21 protein-coding genes are annotated in these 22,079 nt (G+C 58.7%); 9 read left to right on the top strand and 12 right to left on the bottom strand.

All coding sequences use genetic code 11. The annotated features are described in order from the left end of the window. Positions 1 to 320 precede the first annotated feature (320 nt). Positions 321 to 1,442 carry a beta-ketoacyl-ACP synthase III gene (locus tag ABIE16_RS27905; RefSeq protein ID WP_057715981.1) on the top strand — a complete coding sequence of 374 codons (1,122 nt, stop codon included), beginning with the start codon at positions 321 to 323 and terminating at the stop codon, positions 1,440 to 1,442. Between the two features lie 309 nt (positions 1,443 to 1,751). Here ABIE16_RS27905 and ABIE16_RS27900 read toward each other — a convergent pair whose 3' ends face one another. Further along, on the bottom strand, positions 1,752 to 3,083 hold the full coding sequence (locus tag ABIE16_RS27900) for a putative porin (protein ID WP_057715980.1): 1,332 nt from the start codon (positions 3,081 to 3,083) through the stop codon (positions 1,752 to 1,754). A 281-nt stretch (positions 3,084 to 3,364) separates the two neighbouring features. On the opposite strand from ABIE16_RS27900, the gene ABIE16_RS27895 reads away from it, so the two are divergent. Then, entirely contained in the window at positions 3,365 to 4,489 is a 1,125-nt protein-coding gene (locus ABIE16_RS27895) for a GNAT family N-acetyltransferase (protein ID WP_218496935.1), read from the top strand. A gap of 11 nt (positions 4,490 to 4,500) precedes the next feature. On the opposite strand, the gene aqpZ is transcribed toward ABIE16_RS27895, so the two are convergent. The 5 genes from aqpZ to ABIE16_RS27870 form a co-directional block, all read right to left on the bottom strand. Continuing rightward, positions 4,501 to 5,199, bottom strand: a complete 699-nt coding sequence (gene aqpZ / locus ABIE16_RS27890; protein WP_057715979.1) for an aquaporin Z — start codon at positions 5,197 to 5,199, stop codon at positions 4,501 to 4,503. 301 nt (positions 5,200 to 5,500) lie between these two features. Further along, positions 5,501 to 7,333, bottom strand: coding sequence for an ABC transporter ATP-binding protein (locus tag ABIE16_RS27885; protein WP_057715978.1), 1,833 nt, complete (start codon positions 7,331 to 7,333; stop codon positions 5,501 to 5,503). A 94-nt stretch (positions 7,334 to 7,427) separates the two neighbouring features. Continuing rightward, complete coding sequence (locus tag ABIE16_RS27880) at positions 7,428 to 7,991, bottom strand: peptidylprolyl isomerase (RefSeq protein WP_057715977.1); 564 nt, start codon at positions 7,989 to 7,991, stop codon at positions 7,428 to 7,430. A 3-nt stretch (positions 7,992 to 7,994) separates the two neighbouring features. Next, on the bottom strand, positions 7,995 to 8,798 hold the full coding sequence (locus tag ABIE16_RS27875) for an alpha/beta fold hydrolase (protein WP_090453728.1): 804 nt from the start codon (positions 8,796 to 8,798) through the stop codon (positions 7,995 to 7,997). A gap of 14 nt (positions 8,799 to 8,812) precedes the next feature. Further along, positions 8,813 to 9,736 carry a LysR family transcriptional regulator gene (locus ABIE16_RS27870; RefSeq protein WP_057715975.1) on the bottom strand — a complete coding sequence of 308 codons (924 nt, stop codon included), beginning with the start codon at positions 9,734 to 9,736 and terminating at the stop codon, positions 8,813 to 8,815. Positions 9,737 to 9,785: 49 nt separating this feature from the next. On the opposite strand from ABIE16_RS27870, the gene ABIE16_RS27865 reads away from it, so the two are divergent. The 4 genes from ABIE16_RS27865 to ABIE16_RS27850 all read left to right on the top strand — a co-directional run bounded on the left by ABIE16_RS27865 (position 9,786) and on the right by ABIE16_RS27850 (position 13,746). Next, positions 9,786 to 10,100: a hypothetical protein gene (locus tag ABIE16_RS27865; RefSeq protein ID WP_057715974.1), complete on the top strand. Its 315-nt coding sequence runs from the start codon at positions 9,786 to 9,788 to the stop codon at positions 10,098 to 10,100. Positions 10,101 to 10,335: 235 nt separating this feature from the next. Next, a complete protein-coding gene (locus ABIE16_RS27860) occupies positions 10,336 to 10,935 on the top strand; it encodes an FMN-dependent NADH-azoreductase (protein WP_046043697.1) in 600 nt (199 codons plus the stop codon). 344 nt (positions 10,936 to 11,279) lie between these two features. Beyond that, a complete protein-coding gene (locus ABIE16_RS27855; RefSeq protein WP_429522372.1) occupies positions 11,280 to 12,146 on the top strand; it encodes a carboxylate/amino acid/amine transporter in 867 nt (288 codons plus the stop codon). Positions 12,147 to 12,312: 166 nt separating this feature from the next. Next, the gene (locus tag ABIE16_RS27850; protein WP_429522371.1) at positions 12,313 to 13,746 is read left to right on the top strand and encodes a S41 family peptidase; all 1,434 of its coding nucleotides are present in this window, start codon (positions 12,313 to 12,315) and stop codon (positions 13,744 to 13,746) included. Between the two features lie 61 nt (positions 13,747 to 13,807). Here ABIE16_RS27850 and ABIE16_RS27845 read toward each other — a convergent pair whose 3' ends face one another. Next, positions 13,808 to 14,695: a LysR family transcriptional regulator gene (locus ABIE16_RS27845; RefSeq protein WP_349737029.1), complete on the bottom strand. Its 888-nt coding sequence runs from the start codon at positions 14,693 to 14,695 to the stop codon at positions 13,808 to 13,810. Between the two features lie 159 nt (positions 14,696 to 14,854). Here ABIE16_RS27845 and ABIE16_RS27840 point away from each other — a divergent pair, with 159 nt between their 5' ends. Next, positions 14,855 to 15,499 carry a hydrolase gene (locus ABIE16_RS27840; RefSeq protein ID WP_008018228.1) on the top strand — a complete coding sequence of 215 codons (645 nt, stop codon included), beginning with the start codon at positions 14,855 to 14,857 and terminating at the stop codon, positions 15,497 to 15,499. 136 nt (positions 15,500 to 15,635) lie between these two features. On the opposite strand, the gene ABIE16_RS27835 is transcribed toward ABIE16_RS27840, so the two are convergent. After that, positions 15,636 to 16,934, bottom strand: a complete 1,299-nt coding sequence (locus ABIE16_RS27835; protein ID WP_090453736.1) for a mechanosensitive ion channel family protein — start codon at positions 16,932 to 16,934, stop codon at positions 15,636 to 15,638. Between the two features lie 192 nt (positions 16,935 to 17,126). On the opposite strand from ABIE16_RS27835, the gene ABIE16_RS27830 reads away from it, so the two are divergent. Continuing rightward, the gene (locus ABIE16_RS27830) at positions 17,127 to 18,467 is read left to right on the top strand and encodes a DEAD/DEAH box helicase (RefSeq protein WP_007972492.1); all 1,341 of its coding nucleotides are present in this window, start codon (positions 17,127 to 17,129) and stop codon (positions 18,465 to 18,467) included. A 62-nt stretch (positions 18,468 to 18,529) separates the two neighbouring features. Here the strand turns inward: ABIE16_RS27830 and ABIE16_RS27825 are convergent, their stop codons facing one another. After that, positions 18,530 to 18,808, bottom strand: a complete 279-nt coding sequence (locus ABIE16_RS27825; RefSeq protein ID WP_349737031.1) for a hypothetical protein — start codon at positions 18,806 to 18,808, stop codon at positions 18,530 to 18,532. A gap of 188 nt (positions 18,809 to 18,996) precedes the next feature. Next, positions 18,997 to 19,731, bottom strand: a complete 735-nt coding sequence (locus ABIE16_RS27820) for a DUF899 domain-containing protein (RefSeq protein ID WP_429522370.1) — start codon at positions 19,729 to 19,731, stop codon at positions 18,997 to 18,999. Positions 19,732 to 19,921: 190 nt separating this feature from the next. Here ABIE16_RS27820 and ABIE16_RS27815 point away from each other — a divergent pair, with 190 nt between their 5' ends. Next, the gene (locus ABIE16_RS27815) at positions 19,922 to 20,314 is read left to right on the top strand and encodes a transcriptional regulator (protein ID WP_090453744.1); all 393 of its coding nucleotides are present in this window, start codon (positions 19,922 to 19,924) and stop codon (positions 20,312 to 20,314) included. Positions 20,315 to 20,374: 60 nt separating this feature from the next. Here the strand turns inward: ABIE16_RS27815 and ABIE16_RS27810 are convergent, their stop codons facing one another. Together ABIE16_RS27810 and ABIE16_RS27805 are read right to left on the bottom strand one after the other, a co-directional pair. Next, positions 20,375 to 21,244 (bottom strand): DUF6279 family lipoprotein, encoded by an 870-nt coding sequence (locus ABIE16_RS27810; RefSeq protein WP_429522369.1) that lies wholly within the window; start codon positions 21,242 to 21,244, stop codon positions 20,375 to 20,377. A 77-nt stretch (positions 21,245 to 21,321) separates the two neighbouring features. Then, entirely contained in the window at positions 21,322 to 22,044 is a 723-nt protein-coding gene (locus ABIE16_RS27805) for a TorF family putative porin (protein WP_429522368.1), read from the bottom strand. Positions 22,045 to 22,079 lie beyond the last annotated feature (35 nt).

Here is a 22,079-nt window from a genome sequence, read left to right as displayed (position 1 = left end):
GGAGCGAGCTTGCTCGCGATAGCGGCCTGTCATGCAGCATAGATGTTGAATTTGATGGCCCCATCGCGAGCAAGCTCGCTCCCACAGGTTGCTGTGGTGTCTATAACAGGTGGGTTGTCCAGCAAAAAGGGGCCAAAACCCACGGTTTATGGCAAACTTCGCGCCTATAAACGCCGGCCCCGCGGTTTTGAGCCTTCACGGTCTCGGGCAGGTCGGAATAAAGCGATGCCAGGTTTGCGTCCCCCGGATGGGAATAGACCCTTTGTGTATTGGTACGACGGTGCCAATGCTTTCTGCCTGAACAGATTAGAGACACGACCATGCATAACGTCGTCATCAGCGGCACCGGCCTGTACACCCCGGCCAATAGCATTTCCAACGAAGAGCTGGTGCAGTCTTTCAATACTTACGTCGCGCAATTCAACGCCGACAACGCCGATGCCATTGCGCGCGGTGAAGTGGAGGCATTGACCGAATCCAGCGCCGCATTCATCGAAAAAGCCTCCGGCATCAAGAGCCGCTTTGTCATGGACAAGGATGGCATCCTCGACCCGCAGCGCATGGCCCCACGCCTGCCGGAGCGTTCCAACGACGAGTGGTCGGTGCTGTGCCAGATGGCCATCGGCGCGGCCGAACAAGCCTTGCAACGCGCCGGCAAGACCGCCGCGGACATCGACGGCGTGATCGTCGCCTGTTCCAACCTGCAGCGCGCCTATCCAGCCATTGCCATCGAAGTCCAGGAAGCGCTGGGCATCCAGGGTTTCGGTTTCGACATGAACGTGGCGTGCTCCTCGGCGACTTTCGGTATCCAGACCGCCGCCAACAGCGTGCAGCTGGGCCAGGCCCGGGCGGTCCTGATGGTCAACCCGGAGGTCTGCACCGGTCACCTGAACTTCCGTGACCGCGACAGCCACTTCATCTTCGGTGACGCTGCCACCGCGGTGATCATCGAGCGTGCTGACCTGGCGACGTCCAAGTACCAGTTCGACATCGTCAGCACCAAGCTGCTGACCAAGTTCTCCAACAACATCCGCAACAACTTCGGCTTCCTCAACCGCGCGGCGGAAGAGGGCATCGGTGCCAAGGACAAACTGTTCGTGCAGGAAGGCCGCAAGGTGTTCAAGGAAGTCTGCCCGTTGGTTGCCGAGCTGATCGGTGAGCATCTGCAGGAAAACCAGCTCAACGTCAGCGACGTGAAGCGCTTCTGGCTGCACCAGGCCAACCTCAGCATGAACCACCTGATCGTCAAGAAGCTGCTGGGCCGCGACGCCACCGAACAGGAAGCGCCGGTGATTCTCGACACCTACGCCAACACCAGTTCCGCCGGTTCCGTGATTGCGTTCCACAAGAACCAGGACGATCTGGCTGCAGGTTCGCTGGCCGTGCTCAGTTCGTTCGGTGCCGGTTATTCGATTGGTAGCGTGTTGCTGCGCAAGCGCTGAATTTGTTTTAACTGTCGCAGCTGCGATTTTTTTGGCAGGGCTTTTGTGGCGAGGGGGCTTGCCCCCGTTCGGCGACGAAGTCGACGTAGAACAGGCTGATACGGTATGTCTGTCAAATTGCAGTGGCCGGGTTTGGGATCGCTTCGCGATCCAACGGGGGCAAGCCCCCTCGCCACAATGAATATGTGCAGGCGGGGATATGAAAACAGCCCGGCGTTGATGTGTCGGAGGATGATGGGGACCGATACATCAAAGCCAGGCTGTAAAAGCGTCCCGGGCTTCCTTACCCGAGTCGTGTAGCGGGGTGAATCAGAACTTGGCTTCGGCATCCAGTTGCAGGGTGTTGATGTCCGAATCGGTTTTCTTGATGTTGGCGTTGGTCTGGTCTGAGGTCGCCATGTAGTAGGTCGCGCCCAGGGTGAAGTTCTTGTCCAGTTCGTAGCTCACTTTCAGCTTGCTGCCGCGCGAACCGGTGAAGCCATTGGCGAAGTCGGAGTCGGTGAAGGCGCCCACCACAGCGTTACGCTGTACGTCGCGGTAGTTGTAGTCCACGCCGAAGCCGTAAAGCTTGGTCTTGACACCGGCCAACCAGCCAGTGTCCTGGTCGTTGCTGGCATCGGCGTTGTTGACGTACTGACCGTACAGCGACAGCGGTACTGGCAGGTTGGAGAAGTCCAGCTGGCCAAAGCCTTCGTACAGTTTGAACTGTTCGCCCGGGCTGTTGCCGTTGACGGCCAGTGCGCACGGCGTGGTGACGGTGCCGCTGGTAGGGCAGGCGCTGCTGTCATCGTTGTCGTAGGCGTAGAGACTGCCGCCCAAGGTCATTTTCATGCTGTCGGTGATGGCGAAGCGACCACCCAATTGGCCAGCATACAGGCGCAGGTCGTGCTTGAACTGCACGCCTTCACCGTCGACGTTGTCCTTGAGGGTGTAGTGACCTGCGCTGCCGAACAGCTCGGTGCTGCCGCTCAGCGGGTACTTGTAGGTAACGGCCAGACCTTCCGGGCTGATGTCGCTATCCCAGATGATGTCGCCCATGCTCACCCATTGTTGCGGCATCTTGCCGCCAACCAGGTGCAGGTTCTTGATCGCGTCCGGGTGGTAGTCGACGTAACCCTGGTCCAGCCAGATCTGCTTCTTGTCGAAGTAGTTGTCCAGGCTCTGGTTGGTGGATCGAGCGTCGTCGTTGTTGCCGGTGGCGATACGGATACCGGTGTCGACTTGCGGGTTGATTTCGGTGTAGGCACCCAGGCGGGCACGAATGCGCTGACGGTCCTGGTCTTTGTTGTTGGATACGCCATCGTTGTGGACGGTTTCCTGACGGAAGCGCACGTCGCCCTTGAACTGGGTCTTGGCAGCCCAGGCCAGTTTCTGGTCGAAAGCGCTCAGTGTGTCGGTTTTCTTCGCGGTGGCCGCGATTTGCTCGTTGGTCTCTTGCTGAGCCTGACGGGCGATCTGCTGTTCTTTCTGATCCCTGGCCAGCTCGGCTTGCAGTTCGCTGTACTGCGCGCTGGTGATCGAGCCGTTAGCCTTGAGCATGTCGAGCAGTTTGGCGTCGACTGCGGCACTGGCCGGAACACTCATGGCCAGCAACAGGCCACCGCACAAGGCCGCCGCAGTTTTCGTGGAAGCAAGACGCATATCAATCTCCGAAGATGAGAGGGGATGACAGAGCCATCCGGGACACAACCGACCATAAGGGGGCGGAAAACAGTGGCTGGGTATAACCCGGCGCTCTAAAAACAGGCGCCAGTATCGCGATGGTTTATTACAGAGCAGTGGCAATGTGATGTCATGTCGATGACGATACAAAGCTGCCGTGAACTATTGAGTTAGAGCGCTGTCGTCGTTTTGCCCGTGTGCATTGCAGAGCGATAGGCGATACTCGCGGGGCTTTCACGCCATGAAGAGTGAGGATGGTGATGCCGTTGCAACGCCTGCAAAAACTGTCAGAAATCGCCCCGCAGACGTGGGACGCACTGGTGCCCGAGACTCAGCCTTTTCTGCGTCACGCCTTTTTGAGCGCACTGGAAGACAGCGGCAGCGTCGGACCCCATACCGGCTGGCAGCCCGAGCATTTATTGCACGTCGAAGGGGATCGACTGATCGCCGCGCTCCCCGGTTATCGCAAGTGGCATTCCTATGGCGAGTACGTGTTCGATCACGCCTGGGCCGATGCCTGTGAACGTGCCGGCATTGACTACTACCCCAAGCTGTTGAGCGCGGTGCCGTTCAGTCCGGTCACCGGGCCGCGGCTGTTGGCGGCCACGGTCGAAGACGGCTTCGAGTTGTTGAAAAGCCTGCCGGGCTACCTGGAGCTTGAAGGGCTCTCCAGTGCCCACATCAATTTCACCGATCCGTTCACCGACGCGGCACTGAGCGAGCAACCGGGCTGGCTGCAGCGCGTTGGCTGTCAATACCACTGGCAGAATCGCGGCTACCGGGATTTCCAGGACTTCCTCGACGTGCTCAGTTCGCGCAAACGCAAACAGATGCGCAAGGAGCGCGAGCAGGTGGCCGGCCAGGGCTTCGAGTTCGAATGGCTGGAGGGGCGGGAACTGAGCCAGGCGCAATGGGATTTCGTCTATGCCTGCTACGCCAATACTTACGCGGTGCGCCGGCAAGCGCCGTATCTGACGCGGGAGTTTTTCAGCCTGCTGGCCGAGCACATGCCTGAGTCGATTCGCGTGGTACTGGCCAAACAGGGTTCACGGCCGGTGGCGATGGCGTTCAGTCTGGTGGGGGGCGACAGTTTTTATGGCCGTTACTGGGGATGCCTGGCAGAGTTCGACCGCCTGCATTTCGAGACCTGTTTCTACCAGGGCATGGACTATGCCATTGCCAACGGTTTCCAGCGTTTCGATGCCGGAGCCCAGGGCGAGCACAAACTGATTCGCGGATTCGAGCCAGTCATTACGCATTCCTGGCACTACTTGCGGCATTCGGGATTGAAAGCTGCGGTGAAAGACTTCCTGGAGCAGGAGCGGCTGGGGGTGCTGGCTTATGCAGAGGATGCGAAGTCAGCCTTGCCTTATCGACAAGGCTGAACTTCAGCGTGTCAGCTTTCTTCCTTGCCCAGCCCGCGATACAGCACGCCACCGACCACTGCACCCAGTAGCGGCGCGACCCAGAACATCCACAGTTGTTGAATCGCCCAGCCGCCGACGATCAGCGCCGGGCCGGTGCTGCGCGCCGGGTTGACTGAAGTGTTGGTGACCGGGATCGAGATCAGGTGGATCAGCGTCAGCCCCAGGCCGATGGCAATGGGTGCCAGTCCTGCCGGTGCACGTTTGTCGGTGGCGCCGAGGATGATCAGGATGAACATCGCGGTCATCACCAGTTCACAGACAAACCCTGCCGCCATCGAATAGCCGCCAGGCGAGTGTTCGCCGTAGCCGTTGGACGCCAGGCCTCCCGCCAGTTCGAAACCGGGTTTGCCGCTGGCAATGAAGTACAGCAGCGCGGCGGCAATCACACCGCCAATGACCTGGGCAATGATGTAGGCCGGCAATTCCTTGGCCGGAAACCGTCCACCCACCACTAGGCCGAGGGATACCGCGGGGTTGAGATGACAACCGGAAATATGGCCAATGGCAAAAGCCATGGTCAGCACTGTCAGGCCAAACGCAAAGGACACCCCGAGCAGGCCGATCCCCACCTCCGGAAAAGCCGCCGCCAACACTGCGCTGCCGCAACCACCCAACACCAGCCAGAACGTACCAACCAACTCAGTCGCCGAACGTTTTAACAGAGACATAGGAGAGTGCCCTTTCGAGATTATGCTGCCTTGAGCATCCAGCCGATGGACTGCAGAACCATCTCCAGAACGTTGAAGTCAGTACAGCACGGTTTTTTCAGAATTCCAGCAGGCACAAAAAACCGCCAGGGCCCGTTTTTGGCGGGCCCTGGCGGTTATTTCGATCTTCGGTATGGCGCTTATCCCTGTGGGAGCGAGCTTGCTCGCGATGACGGAGTATCAGTCGACAATGATGTTGTCTGACGCACCGCTATCGCGAGCAAGCTCGCTCCCACAGGGATTGGTGTGTTGATCCAATGGATCAATCGATCCCGACAAACCCACCGGTCTGGTGTTGCCACAACCGCGCATACAAACCGCCATGGGCGAGCAGCTCGGCGTGGGTTCCGGTTTCGGCGATCTTGCCGTTTTCCAGCACCACCAGCCGGTCCATCCGGGCGATGGTCGAGAGCCGGTGAGCGATGGCGATCACGGTTTTGCCCTGCATCAGGGTCTCGAGGCTTTCCTGGATCGCCGCTTCGACTTCCGAGTCCAGTGCCGACGTGGCCTCATCCATGATCAGGATCGGCGCGTCCTTGAGCAGTACCCGGGCGATGGCAATGCGCTGGCGCTGGCCGCCGGAGAGTTTCACCCCGCGCTCACCGACGTGGGCATCGAAACCGGTACGGCCTTCAGCGTCCGACAACGAAGGAATGAAACCGTCAGCCCGGGCCTTGTGCACCGCTTCCCAGAGTTGGGCGTCGGTGGCGTCGGGTTTGCCATACAGCAGGTTGTCACGGATCGAGCGGTGCAGCAGCGAGGTGTCCTGGGTGATCATGCCGATGCGTTCGCGCAGGCTTTCCTGGCTGACGTCGGCGATGTTCTGGCCGTCGATCAGGATGCGTCCGCCTTCGACGTCGTACAGGCGAAGCAGCAGGTTCACCAGGGTTGACTTGCCGGCGCCGGAAGGGCCGATCAGGCCGATTTTCTCGCCAGCCTTGATGCTCAGGTTGAGGTCGCCGATGATCCCGCTCTGCTTGCCATAGTGGAAATCCACCTGTTCGAAGCGTACTTCGCCACGGGCCACCGCCAGGGGTTTGGCCTGGTCACGGTCGGTGACGCTGACCGGTTGCGAGATGGTCTGCAGACCGTCCTGCACCATGCCGATGTTTTCGAAGATGCCGGTCACCACCCACATGATCCAGCCGGACATGTTGACGATGCGGATCACCAGGCCGGTGGCCAGGGCAATCGCCCCGACGCTGATCAACGACTGCGTCCACAACCACAGGGCCAGGCCGGTGGTGCAGACGATCAGCAAGCCGTTCATGCTGGTGATGACCACGTCCATGCTGGTGACCACACGGCCAGCCAGTTGCGCCTTTTCGGTCTGTTCCTTGATCGCTTCGCGGGCGTATTGCTGCTCGAAGTTGGTGTGGGCGAACAATTTCAGGGTGGTGATGTTGGTGTAGCCGTCGACAATCCGCCCCATGAGTTTGGAGCGCGCATCGGACGCCACCACCGAGCGATCCTTGACCCGTGGCACGAAGTAACAGAGGGCGCCGATGAAGGCGAAGATCCAGGTCAACAGCGGGATCATCAGGCGCCAGTCGGCTTCGGCGAACAGCACCAGGGAACTGATGGCGTAGATCAGCACATGCCACAACGCATCCACGGCTTGCACGGCGGAATCGCGCAGTGAGTTGCCGGTTTGCATGATGCGTTGGGCGATGCGCCCGGCGAAGTCGTTCTGGAAGAAATTCAGGCTCTGCTTGAGCACGTAGCTGTGGTTCTGCCAGCGGATCATGCTGGTCATGCTGGGGCTCAGGGTCTGGTGCACCAGCAGGTCATGCAGGCCCACGAAGATGGGGCGCAGCACCAGCGCAACCACCACCATCCAGGTCAGTTCGAGGGCGTGATCCTGGAACAGATTGATGTTCGGCGTGCCTTGGGCCAGGTCGATGATACGGCTCAGGTAGCTGAACAACGCCACCTCGATCAACGCACCAATCAGGCCGACGATCAGCAGGGCGGCGAAGCTCGGCCAGACCTGCTTGAGGTAATAAGTGTAGAAAGGGAAAACCCGGTCCGGCGGAGACGCCGTCGGTGCTTCGCGGAACACATCAATCAGTTTTTCAAAGCGGCGATAAAGCATTGGTTGTTCGCCCGCGAGCGGGCTCTCCTTTTAACGTTTTGAGCGTTGCCGGCAAACACCGGCAACGGCTCGGACATCCTTGTCCAGCTTAGTCTCAGTCGATGCGCTTGGCCGACTTGATGAGCACCGGGTCGATAGGCACATTCTGCATGCCTTGCTTGGTGGTGGTTTGGGAGTTGACGATGATGTCCACTACATCCATGCCCTTGACCACTTTGGCGAACACGGCATAACCGGCGTCACGGCCCGGATCAAGGAAGTCGTTGTCCTTGACGTTGATGAAGAACTGACTGGTGGCCGAGTCTGGATCGGAAGTGCGCGCCATCGACAGCGTGCCACGCACGTTATGCAGGCCGTTGCTGGCTTCGTTCTTGATCGGGTCCTTGGTCGGTTTCTGCTGCATCGAGGAGGTGAAACCACCGCCCTGCGCCATGAACCCCGGGATCACCCGGTGGAAAATCGTGTTGTTGTAGAAGCCGCTGTCGACGTACGCAAGGAAGTTCTTGGTACTGATCGGAGCCTTGACCGGGTCCAGTTCGATTTCGATCTGGCCGTTGGTGGTGTCCAGCAGCACATGCGGTGCCTTTTCCGGCGTCGCGGCCATCAGGTTGGCGGCAAACAGGACGGTGCCTGCGGCGAGGGCGATTTTTTTCAGCATGGGTCAGTGATCCTGAGTGGTGGTGTCGACTGCGGTCAGAAACTCCAGCAGCGTCTGGTTGAAGTGTTCCGGCTGGTCCAGCGGCGTGGCGTGGCGTGAATCGGCGATCACCACCAGCCGCGCGTCGGGCAGCAGTTTTACGTAGTTTTCCTTCAGCGCCACCGGTGTGTAGTCACGGTCGGCGCTGACGATGAGGGTTGGACAGGTGACCTTCGAAAGTCGTTCCTGGACTCCCCAGCCGACAATGGCATTGAAGCTGGCGAGATAAGCATGTTTGTCGTTTTTTGCCCAGCGTTCGGCCATTTTTTGTCGCAAATCGGCCTGCTCGGGTTTGGGGAACAGCTTGCCGCCCAGTGCCTTGCCAATGGTGCGCAGGCTGAGTGCGTGCATCAGGCTCCAGCGTTTGAACCACTGCCAGTAGTCATCGCGGCTGCGCAGCTTGACCTCGGGCGCGCTGTTGACGATGCACAGGCTCTTGAGCAGTTGCGGCTGATCCACGCCCAGCTGGAAGCCGATCATGCCGCCCATGGACAGGCCGACATAGTGTGCCGGACCGAGATTGAGGTGTTCGATCAGTGCAATCAGGTCAGCGCTGAATCCGGCGATGCTGTAGCGCTCTTGGGGCTTGTCCGAACGGCCGTGACCACGCACATCCGGGACGATCACCCGGTAGCGGGTAGCAAGTGCCGGGATCTGTTTTTCCCAGTCCAGGGTGCTGGAGCCGAGGCCGTGGACCAGCAGCAGCGGAGTGCCGTGACCATATTCCTCATAGTGCAGGTTACAACCTTCGTGTTCGAAATAGGCCATGCATACACTCCGTGTCAGGCTTGTTCGGGGGCGGCGAACGGTGCGTCCAGTGGTGCGGTGTCAAACGTACGCAGCAGTTCGATGAGAATCTGCGTGGCCGGTCCCAGCGGTTTGTCCTTGTTCGAATACAGGTAAAAGCTCGGGTTACGGCTGCCGCCCTGATCCAACGGTAGCAGCTTGAGCGTACCTTCCTTGAGTTCCCGTTCGATCATGTGTCTGGGCAGCCAGGCAAACCCCAGGCCGCTGCCGACGAAGGTCGCGGCGGTGGCCAGGCTGCCGACGGTCCAGCGCTGTTCGGCACCGAGCCAGCCGACGTCCCGTGGTTGCTGGCGGCCCGAGTCGCGGATCACCACTTGCATCTGGCTTTCCAGGTCCTGGAAGCTCAGTTCGCGGTTGAGGCGGTGCAGGGGATGCTCCGGATGGGCAACCGCAACGAACTCGACATCGCTCAACTCCGCGCCCAGGTAACCGGGAATACTGAAACCCGTGATGGCCAGGTCGGCCACGCCTTCGAGCAGGACTTCCTCCACGCCAGACAGCACTTCCTCGCGCAGGCGCACCCGGCAGCCACGGCTTTGCGGCATGAACGCGGTCAAGGCGCGGACGAGGCGGGCGCTTGGGTAAGCGGCATCGACCACCAGGCGCACTTCGGCTTCCCAGCCCTGCTCCATGTGATGGGCCAGGTCTTCGAGTTGACTGGCCTGTTTCACCAGTTGCCGGGAACGGCGCAGCAGCACCCCGCCGGCTTCGGTCAGCACGGCTTTGCGTCCGTCGATACGCAGCAACGGCACGCCGAGTTGATCCTGCATGCGGGCCACGGTGTAGCTGACTGACGATTGCGAGCGATGCAGCGCCTCGGCGGCCTGGGCGAAACCACCGTGATCGACCACGGCCTGCAGCGTTCGCCATTGATCGAGGGTCACGCGGGGCGCTTTCATGTTGAACTCCTCTTGTCCTAAGCTGGCAGCCCTAATTGGAGGCTGCTGAATGAAAAAATTCTGTTGTGTGCTGCTGGCGCTGCTGCCGCTGACGGCGATGGCTTACCCGATCGATGTGAAAAAAGACCTCAATGGCATGAAGATCGATTACCAGACCTACGACACGGATAACGACATCGGCTCCATTCAGGTAGCCAACTACGGCGACGTCGATGCGAGTTGCAAGGTCGTTTTCATCAATGGCCCGGAAGCACCGCGTACCCGCAAGATCGACGTACCGGCCGGCAAGCACAAAAATGCCACCGCCAAGTTCACCCGCAGCATCATCAAGCTGCGCATCGAGCTGACCTGCACCCCGAAATGAAATCAATCCCCTGTGGGAGCGAGCTTGCTCGCGATAGCGGTGTGTCAGGCAACAAAAAAATTGAATGACATGACGCCTCGCGAGCAAGCTCGCTCCTACAGGGGGTAGTGCATGCTGAGCTTATAAACGAATTTATTGATGGGTTATAGCAGTTATTTGCGCTTTTTCATCGATATGACTCTGTTTAACCTTCACTCCATCGACCTACAGCATTCTCAGATGGAGGCTACATCCCATGTCCCGCGTTCTGATCATCGAAAGCAGTGCCCGTCAGCAAGACTCGGTTTCCCGCCAACTGACCCAGACGTTCATCAGCCAGTGGAAAGCCGCTCACCCGAATGACCAGATCACTGTCCGGGACCTGGCCGTCAAGCCGGTGCCGCACCTGGATATCAACCTGCTGGGTGGCTGGATGAAACCCGCCGAGCAGCGCAGCGACATCGAACAGGCATCCCTGGAACGTTCCAACCAGTTGACCGATGAATTGCTTGCCGCCGATGTACTGGTCATGGCCGCGCCCATGTACAACTTTGCGATCCCCAGCACCCTGAAAGCCTGGCTCGACCATGTACTGCGTGCCGGCGTGACCTTCAAGTACACCGAAACCGGTCCCCAAGGCCTGCTCAGCGGCAAGCGTGCGTATGTGTTGACGGCTCGCGGCGGCATCTATGCCGGCAGCACCGCCGATCACCAGGAACCGTACCTGCGCCAGGTCATGGGTTTCATCGGCATCCACGACGTGACGTTCATCCACGCCGAAGGCATGAACCTGGGCGGAGACTTCCAGGAGAAAGGCCTGAACCAGGCGAACGCCAAGCTTTCGCAAGTGGCCTGACCGGTTAATCGCCAGATAATCGCTGGATGGTCTAGTGACCTGGCGCAACCCTTCAAGCCTGTACGCGCATCGAACCTCCCTTCGCACTTGTTGCTCCTGAGTGCCCTGGCCCGATTGAACGCTTTAGCGAGATCGGGCTTTTTTTTGCCCGGGATTTAACCAACACCGACAAAACCCTGTGGGAGCGAGCTTGCTCGCGATGACGGAGTGTCAGTCGACAATGATGTTGAATGATCCACCGCTATCGCGAGCAAGCTCGCTCCCACAAGGAATTTGTATTATTTGGGTGTTCGCGATCAGCAGCAAAACCCGCTATCGTCGCCGCCATTCGAAATGAGGCGAGCATGGGCTATCTACTTTTTGTCACGCTTATCCAGGCGTTTTCCTTCAGTTTGATCGGCGAATACCTGGCCGGTCATGTCGACAGTTACTTCGCCGTGCTGGTACGCGTGCTGCTGGCAGGGCTGGTGTTCATCCCGCTGACCCGCTGGCGCTCGGTAGAGCCGGCATTCATGCGTGGCATGCTATTGATCGGCGCGTTGCAGTTCGGCGTGACATACGTCTGCCTGTACCTGAGCTTTCGCGTACTGACGGTGCCGGAAGTGTTGCTGTTCACCATCCTCACGCCGCTGCACGTGACCCTGATTGAAGATGCGCTCAATCGTCACTTCAACCCCTGGGCCCTGGTCGCGGCGTTGGTGGCGGTGGCGGGGGCTGCGGTGATTCGCTTCGACCGGATCAACCCGGACTTCTTCATGGGGTTCATGTTGCTGCAACTGGCCAACTTCACCTACGCCGCCGGGCAGGTGCTCTATAAACATCTGGTCGCGCGCCACCCGAGCGATCTGCCGCATTACCGACGTTTCGGCTTCTTCTACCTCGGCGCACTGGCGGTGGCATTGCCGGCGTTTCTGTTGTTCGGCAAACAGAACTTCCTGCCCGAAGCGCCGTTGCAATGGGGCGTGCTGCTGTTCCTCGGCCTGGTCTCGACCGCTTTGGGACTCTACTGGTGGAACAAAGGCGCGTGCCTGGTCAACGGCGGGACCCTGGCGGTGATGAACAACCTGCATGTGCCGGTGGGGTTGCTGATCAACCTGCTGATCTGGAACCAGCATGAAGAACTGGTGCGGTTGTTGCTCGGTGGTTCGGTGATTTTGCTGGCGGTGTGGATTAGTCGGTTGGGTATACGGCGCGCAACCAGATTCGTGTAGGCGTTGCCGCAGGCTGCGATTTTTTGACGAAGAGCTGCTCGCATTCGGTTAGCAGCGAACGCCGGCAATGCTCAGATGACATCTATCTGACCATCATTTGTCCGTTTTTTTGGTTTTTTAAATGACGTGTAACGCTAATGTGTTTCTCTTGAAGCATTTATGCTTAATGCTTCTATTGGTTGTTGTTTTGCCGCCTTTCGTGCTGGCTGATGAGGCGCATAAAAAAGATTGGAGAGAGATTACTGTTAATGATCTTTCTGTCATTCGACAACTGGTGGTTACTTCTCATCCAGGCGCTATAGACAGTGAAAATGTGTCTTTTTCAGACTGGGTTGAACGGGGTTATCTGGATGCAAGTCAGCTGTCCAGACGCGTCAACTCAAAGAAAGACTCCCAGGCCGTGCTTGATTTTTACATCACGGGCTTCAAGGACGGACACGTAGGGCTGAGTCAACCTGATAAAGGACGTTCGTCCTGGGCAGGTTTCATTTTGGATATGCGTGGCCAGAGTTTCGTTGTAAAGCACGTCGCTGAAAATTGGCCTGTACCGCTGCCGCCGATAGGTTCCGAGGTTATATCGTGTGATAATAAATCGGTCCGCGAAAAACTAGAGGGTGAAATATCTCCATACTTTGATCGTAGACTTAATCTACAGTCCACTTGGTTGCATTTGGCTCAGCAGTTAACTGTCGATGATGCCAGTTATCCCGTGCTCGCGAGAGACTTGTTAAAAAGTTGTTTGGTTGTTCTTCCGGATGGACTAAGGCAAAACTTTACGTTGTTGTGGCAAGAGGACTCCGGGCAGCTGGAGGCTTTCCTGCGTCAACCTCAACCCCCTCAATCGCTCCGGAATTTGGGAGAAGGGCGATATTGGATACATGTATCAAATTTCATGCCGTCAGCAGCCGAGAATGCTTCCCTGGATAAAATGCTCGAGGCAATCAAGAGTATCAATGATGCCAAGTTGGTTGTGCTTGATACACGAGGCAATCGCGGCGGTAACAGTTTGGTTGGTGCTGAAATACTTTCTGCACTGTTAGGCTCGCAATGGGTGAAAAACCTGGGTGAGCCATCTCGTGCGTATGCGATGTGGCGTGTTTCTCCTTTTGCACTCTCAACGCTCAATAATGCTCTGGCTACCATGGGGAGTGATTATGGAAAAGACAGCGAAGCTTACAAGTTTGTTCTTGGTCTGACCGGGTCGATGGAGTTCGCGCTTCACGAGAAGAAAGACTGGTTACGACAGCCGAACGAATCCTCGGTCCTTCAAGAAGGCGCGAGAGGATCCAATACCCAAGGTTTTAAAGGCAAGCTTGCACTGGTTACTGACTCTTTTTGCGCGAGTGCCTGTCTAGACTTTGCGGACGTTGTTCTTGCAGTTCCGGGGGTTGTCCATTTAGGTTTACCAACGAGCGGCGATACACTTTATATCGACATAGGCTCTCAAACACTGCCGAGTGGTGCTCAGTTCTGGCTGCCGTTAAAGGTATGGAGAGGCCGAGCTCGAGGAAACAATCAAAGTTATGATCCGCCATTTGTTTTTAATGGCGATATAAACGATACACCTGCAGTTCAAGAATGGGTGCTTGATCATTTTTGATCGGAACGGCGCTATTTCTGAGTCACGTCGCAACACGCCAACCTTGTGGGATGCCCAAAAGTCATTTGGGCGCCAATTGATCCACCAGAAACTCGATAAACGCCCGGGTCTTCTGCGGCACCCGCCGTGCCGACGAATACACCGCGTTGATGGTGATCGCCGGGGCCTGCCATTCGCACAGCACCGGCACCAGGCGCCCGGCTGCCAGCGCATCCTCGACGATGAAGTCGGGCAGCAGGGCGATGCCCATGCCGGCTTCGGCGGCCTGGGCGAGCAAGTCGCCGTTGTTGGCGTGCAGTGGGCCGGTGACGTTTACCCGCTGGGTTTCCTTGCCATTGCACAGTTGCAGGCTGACTCCACTCTGTAGATAGCCGTAGTTCAGGCATTGATGGGCGCGCAGATCCTGTGGAGTCTGCGGAACGCCCGCGCGCTCGAGATAAGCAGGGGATGCCACCATGATGCGCGGTGCGGGCGCCAGTTGCCGGGCGATCATCGTCGAGTCCGGCATGCTGGCGATGCGGATCGTCACGTCAAACCCACCCCTCACTGGATCGACTTGCTGGTCGCTGAGCACCAGTTGCAGCTCGATGTTCGGGTGCAATTCATGAAACAGTGGAATCAACGGCCCCAACCGCCGAAGACCGAACGACATCGGTGCATTGACCCGCAACACACCGCGTAACTCGCCGATGCCGTCACGGGCGCGTTGCTCGGCCTCGTCCAGCGCCGCCAACACTTCCCGTGCTGCTTCGAAATACTCGGCCCCAGCCTCGGTCAGGTGCAGGCTGCGGGTGGTGCGTTGCAGCAATTGCACGCCGATGGCTTCTTCCAGTGCCTGAATCTGTTTACTGACTTTCGAGCGTGGCACGTCCATGGCCCTGGCGGCCGCGGCGAAGCCGTTCTCGCCGACCGTGACGACGAAGGCACGCATGCATTCAACGCGATCCATATTGTCCCTATTTTGGAATCAATGATTCTCGATTTTAGGTAATTGTCCCTTTTATAGCTAGCCCCTAAAGTGACATCCAAGCCGACAGCAAAGCCTCTTGCGGCAACGTCGACTAACCCTGAATTCATTCGAAAATATCGACATCAAAAGGAACGCGCCATGTCTATTCGTGAACTGCTCAACCCAACCAACTCCGCCCTGATCCTGATCGACCACCAGCCGCAAATGGCATTCGGCGTTCAGTCCATCGACCGTCAGACCCTGAAGAACAACACCGTCGGCCTCGCCAAGGCGGCGAAGATTTTCAACGTACCGACCATCTACACCTCGGTCGAAACCGAAAGTTTCAGCGGTTACATCTGGCCGGAATTGTTGGCTGTGCACCCGGATCAAAAGCCGATCGAACGCACTTCGATGAACTCCTGGGAAGACAAGGCACTGGTTGACGCGGTGAAAGCCACGGGGCGCAAAAAACTGATCATCGCGGCGCTGTGGACTGAGGTCTGCCTGACCTTCCCGGCACTGGAAGCCCTGGCTGAAGGCTACGAGGTGTACATCGTCACCGACGCCTCCGGCGGCACCAGCAAGGAAGCCCACGACATGTCGGTGCAACGGATGATTCAGGCCGGCGCGGTGCCGGTGACCTGGCAGCAAGTGTTGCTCGAATACCAGCGTGACTGGGCGCACAAGGATACTTACGAGGCGGTGATGGAGCTGGTGCTGGAACACAGCGGCGCGTACGGCATGGGCGTGGATTACGCCTACACCATGGTGCACAAGGCACCGCAGCGGCAGGTCAAGTAACCCGCAAACGCTGAAATGGATGTACCCCTGCCCTTGTAGGTGCGAGCTTGCTCGCGATTGCGGACTGTCAGACGACACATATGTTGACTGACACTCCCTCATCGCGAGCAGGCTCGCTCCCACAGGTTTTGTGGTGTTACATCATGCGTTTTTCGGCTTCGGGAATGTGGCTTGCCCCCAGCACTGCCGGCAGCAACCCGGCCCGTAAATCCGTACCACTCGGCTGCTGATACAGGCTCAAGCCAAACTCCGGCAGCACCGCCAGCAGGTAGTCGAAAATATCCCCCTGAATCCGCTCGTAATCGGCCCACGCCGTGGTGCGGGTAAAGCAGTAGATTTCCAGCGGAATGCCCTGGGCCGTGGTCTGCATCTGGCGGACCATGCAGGTCATGTTCGGCTGGATCTCCGGGTGACTCTTCAGGTAGGCCAGCGCATAGGCGCGGAACGTGCCGATATTGGTCATCCGCCGGCGGTTGGCCGACATGGCCGCGACGTTGCCCTGGGCTTCGTTCCAGGCCTTGAGTTCGGCCTGTTTGCGGGTCATGTAGTCGGTGAGCAAGTGCACCTGGGACAGCTTCAGCTCTTCGTCGTCACGCAGAAAGCGTACGCCGCTGGCATCGATGAACAGGCTGCGCTTGATCCGGCGGCCGCCGGAAGCCTGCATGCCGCGCCAGTTCTTGAACGACTCGGACATCAGGCGCCAGGTCGGGATCGAGACGATGGTCTTGTCGAAGTTCTGCACCTTGACCGTGTGCAAGGTGATGTCCACCACATCGCCGTCGGCGCCCACCTGGGGCATCTCGATCCAGTCGCCGACCCGCAGCATGTCATTGCTGGTCAACTGCACGCTGGCGACGAACGATAGCAGCGTGTCCTTGTAGACCAACAGAATCACCGCCGACATGGCACCCAGGCCCGACAGCAGCAACAGCGGCGAGCGGTCGATCAGCGTAGCGACGATGATGATCGCGCCAAACACGTACAACACCAAATTCGCCAGTTGCACATAGCCCTTGATCGAGCGGGTGCGGGCGTGTTCGGTGCGGGCGTAGATATCCAGCAGGGCATTGAGCAGGGCGCTGACCGCCAGCAGCAGAAACAGGAAGGTGAAGGACAGCGCGACATTGCCGAGGAAATTCAGGCCGGTTTTGCTCAGGTCCGGCACCAGATTGAGACCGAACTGGATCACCAGCGAAGGCGTGATCTGGGCCAGGCGATGGAACACCTTGTTCTGCAGAAAATCATTGACCCAGTGCAGGGCCGGCTGGCGACTGAGCATTTTTGCCGCGTGCAGAATGAGGTAGCGCGCCACCCGTCCGAGGAACAGCGCAATTGCCAGCAGCAGCAACAGCGACAGGCTGGAGTGCACGAGCGGGTGCTGGTCGAGGGCACCCCAAAGGTCCAGGACGTTGGTCCAGAGCTGTTTGATATCCATGGTCGAAAACGATTCTTCTGTAAGGCGCGAGAGGGGATTAGAGCATTTAAGACGCTTTGTATTACGTTTCGGGAAAAATCAGGCAACAAAAAACCAACTGTTTACCGCCATTTGTATAAAGAAACTCGGCCTGAGCGCTCGAAACCGTTACCCTATGCAGCTGTTTTTTTGCATTTCTTCGAGGTAGCACCCGTGTTTTCCCAATTCGCCCTGCACGAACGCCTGCTCAAAGCCGTGGCCGAGCTGAAATTTGTCGAGCCAACGCCTGTGCAAGCAGCGGCCATTCCGCTGGCGCTCCAAGGGCGTGACCTGCGGGTGACGGCGCAAACCGGTAGCGGCAAAACCGCTGCATTCGTTTTGCCGATCCTCAACCGTCTGATCGGCCCGGCGAAAATCCGCGTCAGCATCAAGACCCTGATCCTGCTGCCGACCCGCGAACTGGCCCAGCAGACCTTGAAAGAAGTTGAACGCTTCTCGCAGTTCACCTTCATCAAGTCCGGCCTGATCACCGGCGGTGAAGACTTCAAGGTCCAGGCCGCGATGCTGCGCAAGGTGCCGGACATCCTGATCGGTACGCCGGGCCGGATGATCGAGCAGTTGAACGCCGGCAACCTCGACTTGAAAGAAGTTGAAGTCCTGGTGCTCGACGAAGCCGACCGCATGCTCGACATGGGCTTCGCCGAAGACGTTCAGCGTCTGGTGGACGAGTGCACCAACCGTCAGCAGACCATGCTGTTCTCTGCCACCACCGGTGGTTCTGGCCTGCGCGAGATGATCGCCAAGGTCCTGAACAACCCTGAGCACTTGCAGCTCAATGCGGTCAGCCAGCTGAACGACACCACCCGCCAGCAGATCATCACCGCTGACCACAACCAGCACAAAGAACAGATCGTCAACTGGCTGCTGGCCAACGAGACCTACCAGAAGGCCATCGTCTTCACCAACACCCGGGCCATGGCCGACCGTATCTACGGCCGCCTGGTGGCGCAGGAATACAAAGCGTTCGTGCTGCACGGCGAGAAAGACCAGAAGGATCGCAAACTGGCGATCGACCGCCTTAAGCAGGGCGGCGTGAAAATCCTCGTGGCTACCGACGTCGCCGCTCGCGGTCTGGACGTAGATGGCCTGGACCTGGTGATCAACTTCGACATGCCGCGCAGCGGCGACGAATACGTGCACCGTATCGGTCGTACTGGTCGCGCCGGTAACGATGGCCTGGCCATCTCGCTGATCTGCCATGGCGACTGGAACCTGATGTCGAGCATCGAACGCTACCTCAAGCAGAGCTTCGAGCGCCGCACCATCAAGGAAGTCAAAGGCACCTACGGCGGACCGAAAAAGGTCAAGGCCTCGGGCAAGGCCGTCGGCGTGAAGAAGAAAAAGACCGACGCCAAGGGTGACAAGAAGAAAACTGCCGCCAAGACCCCGACCAAGCGCAAGAGCGCCAACCGGCCGAAGAGCGATTCCCTGGTCAGCAAGGACGGCATGGCCCCGCTCAAGCGCCGCAAGCCGGAAGCGCCAGCGGCTGAGTAAGTCGTTGCAAGCGACCCATAAAAAACCCGGACACTGTCCGGGTTTTTTATGTCTGATGATTATCAACTCTCGGTTTTCTTTTCTGCCGAGTCCAACTCCTTCAAACGCTGATCGATTAACTGACACTTGTCCGGCAGGTCCTTGGCGGCAGTGCCCAGGTCCATTTTCTGCAACTCGTCGTTGATCTCCTTGGCCTTGGTCGGGTTCTGCTCAGTGAGCCTGGCCACTTCCCGGGCCAGTTGTTCGCGTTTGGCGGTGGCTTCCTCGAGGGTGCAGGCCCAGGCGGGCAGGGCGCAAGCGAGGGTAGCGGCGAGAGTGAGCTTCTTCAGCAGTGGTTTCATGGGGGCGGGCCTCAGCTCCAGTCAAGGCGGGTTATTCGGTTGAGCGTTGGCCCCTGGGGAAAGTTCAGCCTGTGATATTTGCGTTGGTTGTCAGCGCCTTTTCGCGGGCAAGCCCACAGGTTTTGTGAACATCGCAGAAACTGTGGGAGCGTGGCTTGCCCGCGAAGGCCGCGCCTCGGTGTCTGGGGTTAACCACCATGACAGCAGCTCGACTTCTCCTGTTCCTCATATTTGTCGTGATGCCGCACCCACTCCATGATTTCCTCCTCGTTGCGACCCTTGGGCGTCAGGTCGAGGTAGTTGTAGGCGCCGACTAGCATGTCCAGGCCCCGGGCATAGGTGGAGTAGGTATGGAAAATTTCGCCGGCGTCATTGCGATAAAACACGCTGAGACCGGGGAGTTCCTCCTCGGCGCCGTCGGTTTTTTCGTAGTTGTATGTAGCCTTTCCGGCGGCGACGTCTTCGGCTCGGGCGGTGACGCCAAAGTCGTAGTTGAAATCGCAGCCTTCGGACGATACCCAGTCGAACTTCCAGCCCATGCGCCGTTTGAACGCCTGGAATTCGGCAAACGGTGCGTGGGAAACCGCTACCACGGCCACGTCATGGTGGGCCAGGTGCTGGTTGGCGCCGTCGATGTGATCGCTCAGGTACGAGCAACCGGGGCAGCCCTCATCCCAGCCCTCGGCGAACATGAAGTGGTAGATGACCAACTGGCTGCGCCCCCCGAACAGGTCCGCCAGTTTCAGTTCGCCGTCGGGTCCCTGGAAGTGGTAGTCCTTGTCGACTTTCACCCAGGGCAGGGCACGGCGTTCGGCGCTGAGTCTGTCCCTTTCCCTGGTGAAGGCTTTTTCGTGGGCCAGGTGCTCTTTGCGGGCGGCGACCCATTCTTCCCGCGATACGACGGGATGGTTCTGAATGTTCATGTTGTTTTCTCCTGCGTGGGGCGGGGAGGTGACTTACACAGCCTAGTCGTTTGGCTTGCATGGATTTCGACATGCCGCCGGTCGGTCGTCTGCAAACGCCCGGCTGAACGGTGGCCGGGCGTACCGGTCACAACCTGTAAGGCCCGTTCAATTGCACGGGCATCAATCGAACGGACACCGGAGGTTCAGGATGACGACTTACAACTGGGACTTGATTGAGCGCTTGTTGCATGAAGTGCAAAACAGCGCGGGCCACAGCTTCACGCCGCGGCCTTACGCCGAACAGCATGCCGCGCAGAAAGCCGCGGAAGGCGAGCCGATTGAAAATCTTGATCACTTGAAAACGGTGGCTGGAGAGTACGAAAAGTTACTGTTGGCGCGTGGCTATATCGCGCCGCGACCTGAAGACGAAGGTGGCACGGGCACCAATTACATTCTGACGGCGCGGGGTTCGCGTTTGTTGAGCCTGATCGACAGCAGTATTCCCGGCAATGATCACCCGCGGCAGGTGCTGGACGAGCAGGAGGATGCGCTGGATGAGATGACGTTTGATGAGGTAGCGTCGAAAGCGCAGATTGCCTGATGTTGTGTGATCCCCTGTGGGAGCGAGCAGGCTCGCTCCCACATGCGTCTTGTGTTGCAGTCAGTCTTGTTTCGCCGCTTTCAGGCACTTCAAGTCGTTGAAGTCCTTCCTCACACCTTCAATTTTCTTCAGCAAACGTGCCCGCTGGCTCGGCGTACTTTCAGCCATCAGATCCACGAACAGTGAACGCGCCTGGGCTTCGGTGTTGGCAAAGGCCTGACGATAGGCGGGTGTCCACAACTTCTCACGATTGACCAGAAGTGTCTCGATCCGTTGTGGGAATTGTGGACTCTGGCGTTGGGCAACGGCCGCGCTGAACTGCTTCTGCCAATGGACCCGGTTGGCAAGCCACTGGGTGTTCTGCTCGCCCAGGGCGCTGGACCATGTGGCTACCCGCTGTTGCTGGGTGGTGCTCAGTGGCCCGAGCCAGTCATTCAGGCGCTTCTCCATGCGCGCGCCGCGCTCCTTGATCTGCTGGTCGAGGGAGGGTTTGAGGTATTCCTCCTGGCGTTTGCGCCGGTCCTTGGCGAAGGCGTCGTTCATTTCGGCGACTTGCTTGTCATCCAGCCTTTGCAGCAACTCGATGGCCGACGGGGTGATTACCCGCGCGGTCTCGGCGATCGCCTGTTCGGCTTCGTGGGCGCGGGCCTGCAAGGCGGCATCGGTGACCTGGTTGGTAGCGACCATGGTTTGCAGGCGGTCCAGCCAGTCGAGATAGCCTGGCAGTTGGGTGGTGCAGTGCCAGCTCAGGTGTTCCTTCAGGCGTTCGTCCAGCCAGATTTTCTGCTCGCCGTTCATGTCCAGGTAGTCGCTGAGCGTCCAGGGGATGATCACATCGAGATTGCGGTAGGCCAGGCCCACGCGGCTGCACGCGCCGAGGGCGAGGGTAACGGTCAACACAACGGCGATATGTTTGAACCAGCGGGACATGGGCGATTCCTTGCGAAAGCCAGTCTTCGGGGGCTGATTCTCATGTGAACCCGGGAGGAGCCCGGCAGTTCAGCCGATCAATAGAATGCGCGTTCGGCCTTGAGCGTCACCAGCCCGTCACACTGGCTGTTGTGCCCGGCATAGGCCGAGCAACCTCTACCGCTCAGGCTGGAGTCACTGTAGATCAGGTCAAGGTCGATGCCCATGAACGGGCGGGACAATTTCAGCGACCAATCGGTAAAACTGCCTACATACCCGCCATCCACCGCCACTGGCGTATTGAATTGGTGGGTGGTGTATTTCAGGCTGATGCCGACACCGAACGGTTGATTGCCGCTCAAGTCAGCGAACAGGGTGTTGTTCTGTTTGTCCGGGTCATTGCTGAAGGCGATGCCGAAACGGCTGCCGAGCAAGGTCAGGCCGCCGAACAGTTCCTGGCTGTCAGGGGTCGTGACTTCGGGGTAGCTGTAGCGGATCAGGCCCACTTCGTAGCCGAGGGTTTGGTCGAAGGGTTGTTTAAAACCCATGTAGGAGTCGATCTCGAGGTCTTTCCCCGGGCTGATGCCCATGCTGGGCGACCATTGGCCCACGTAGAAACCGCTGTCGTGGCTCAGGTCCAGGCCACCGTGAAACGAGCCGACGGCCGAGGGTTTGACCAGGCCCTGGGCCATGCTGCGGGTGGGGGTGGTGCCAAGCTTGAGGTCGAAGCCCCCCAGCTCACGCTGAAAGATTTGTGCCTGTGCTACGGAGCATGCCAGCAGGCTGCCGAGCAATGCCGAAAGGTAGAAAGATTTGAGCATGCGTCACTCCATGAACAGCGAGGGCAGGCTGGTGA

The organism is Pseudomonas sp. 2725 (assembly GCF_050434585.1).
Classification (GTDB): Bacteria; Pseudomonadota; Gammaproteobacteria; order Pseudomonadales; family Pseudomonadaceae; genus Aquipseudomonas; species Aquipseudomonas jessenii.
Note: the sequence above shows the minus strand (reverse complement) of the source record. Positions and strands in the feature narration are given on the sequence as shown.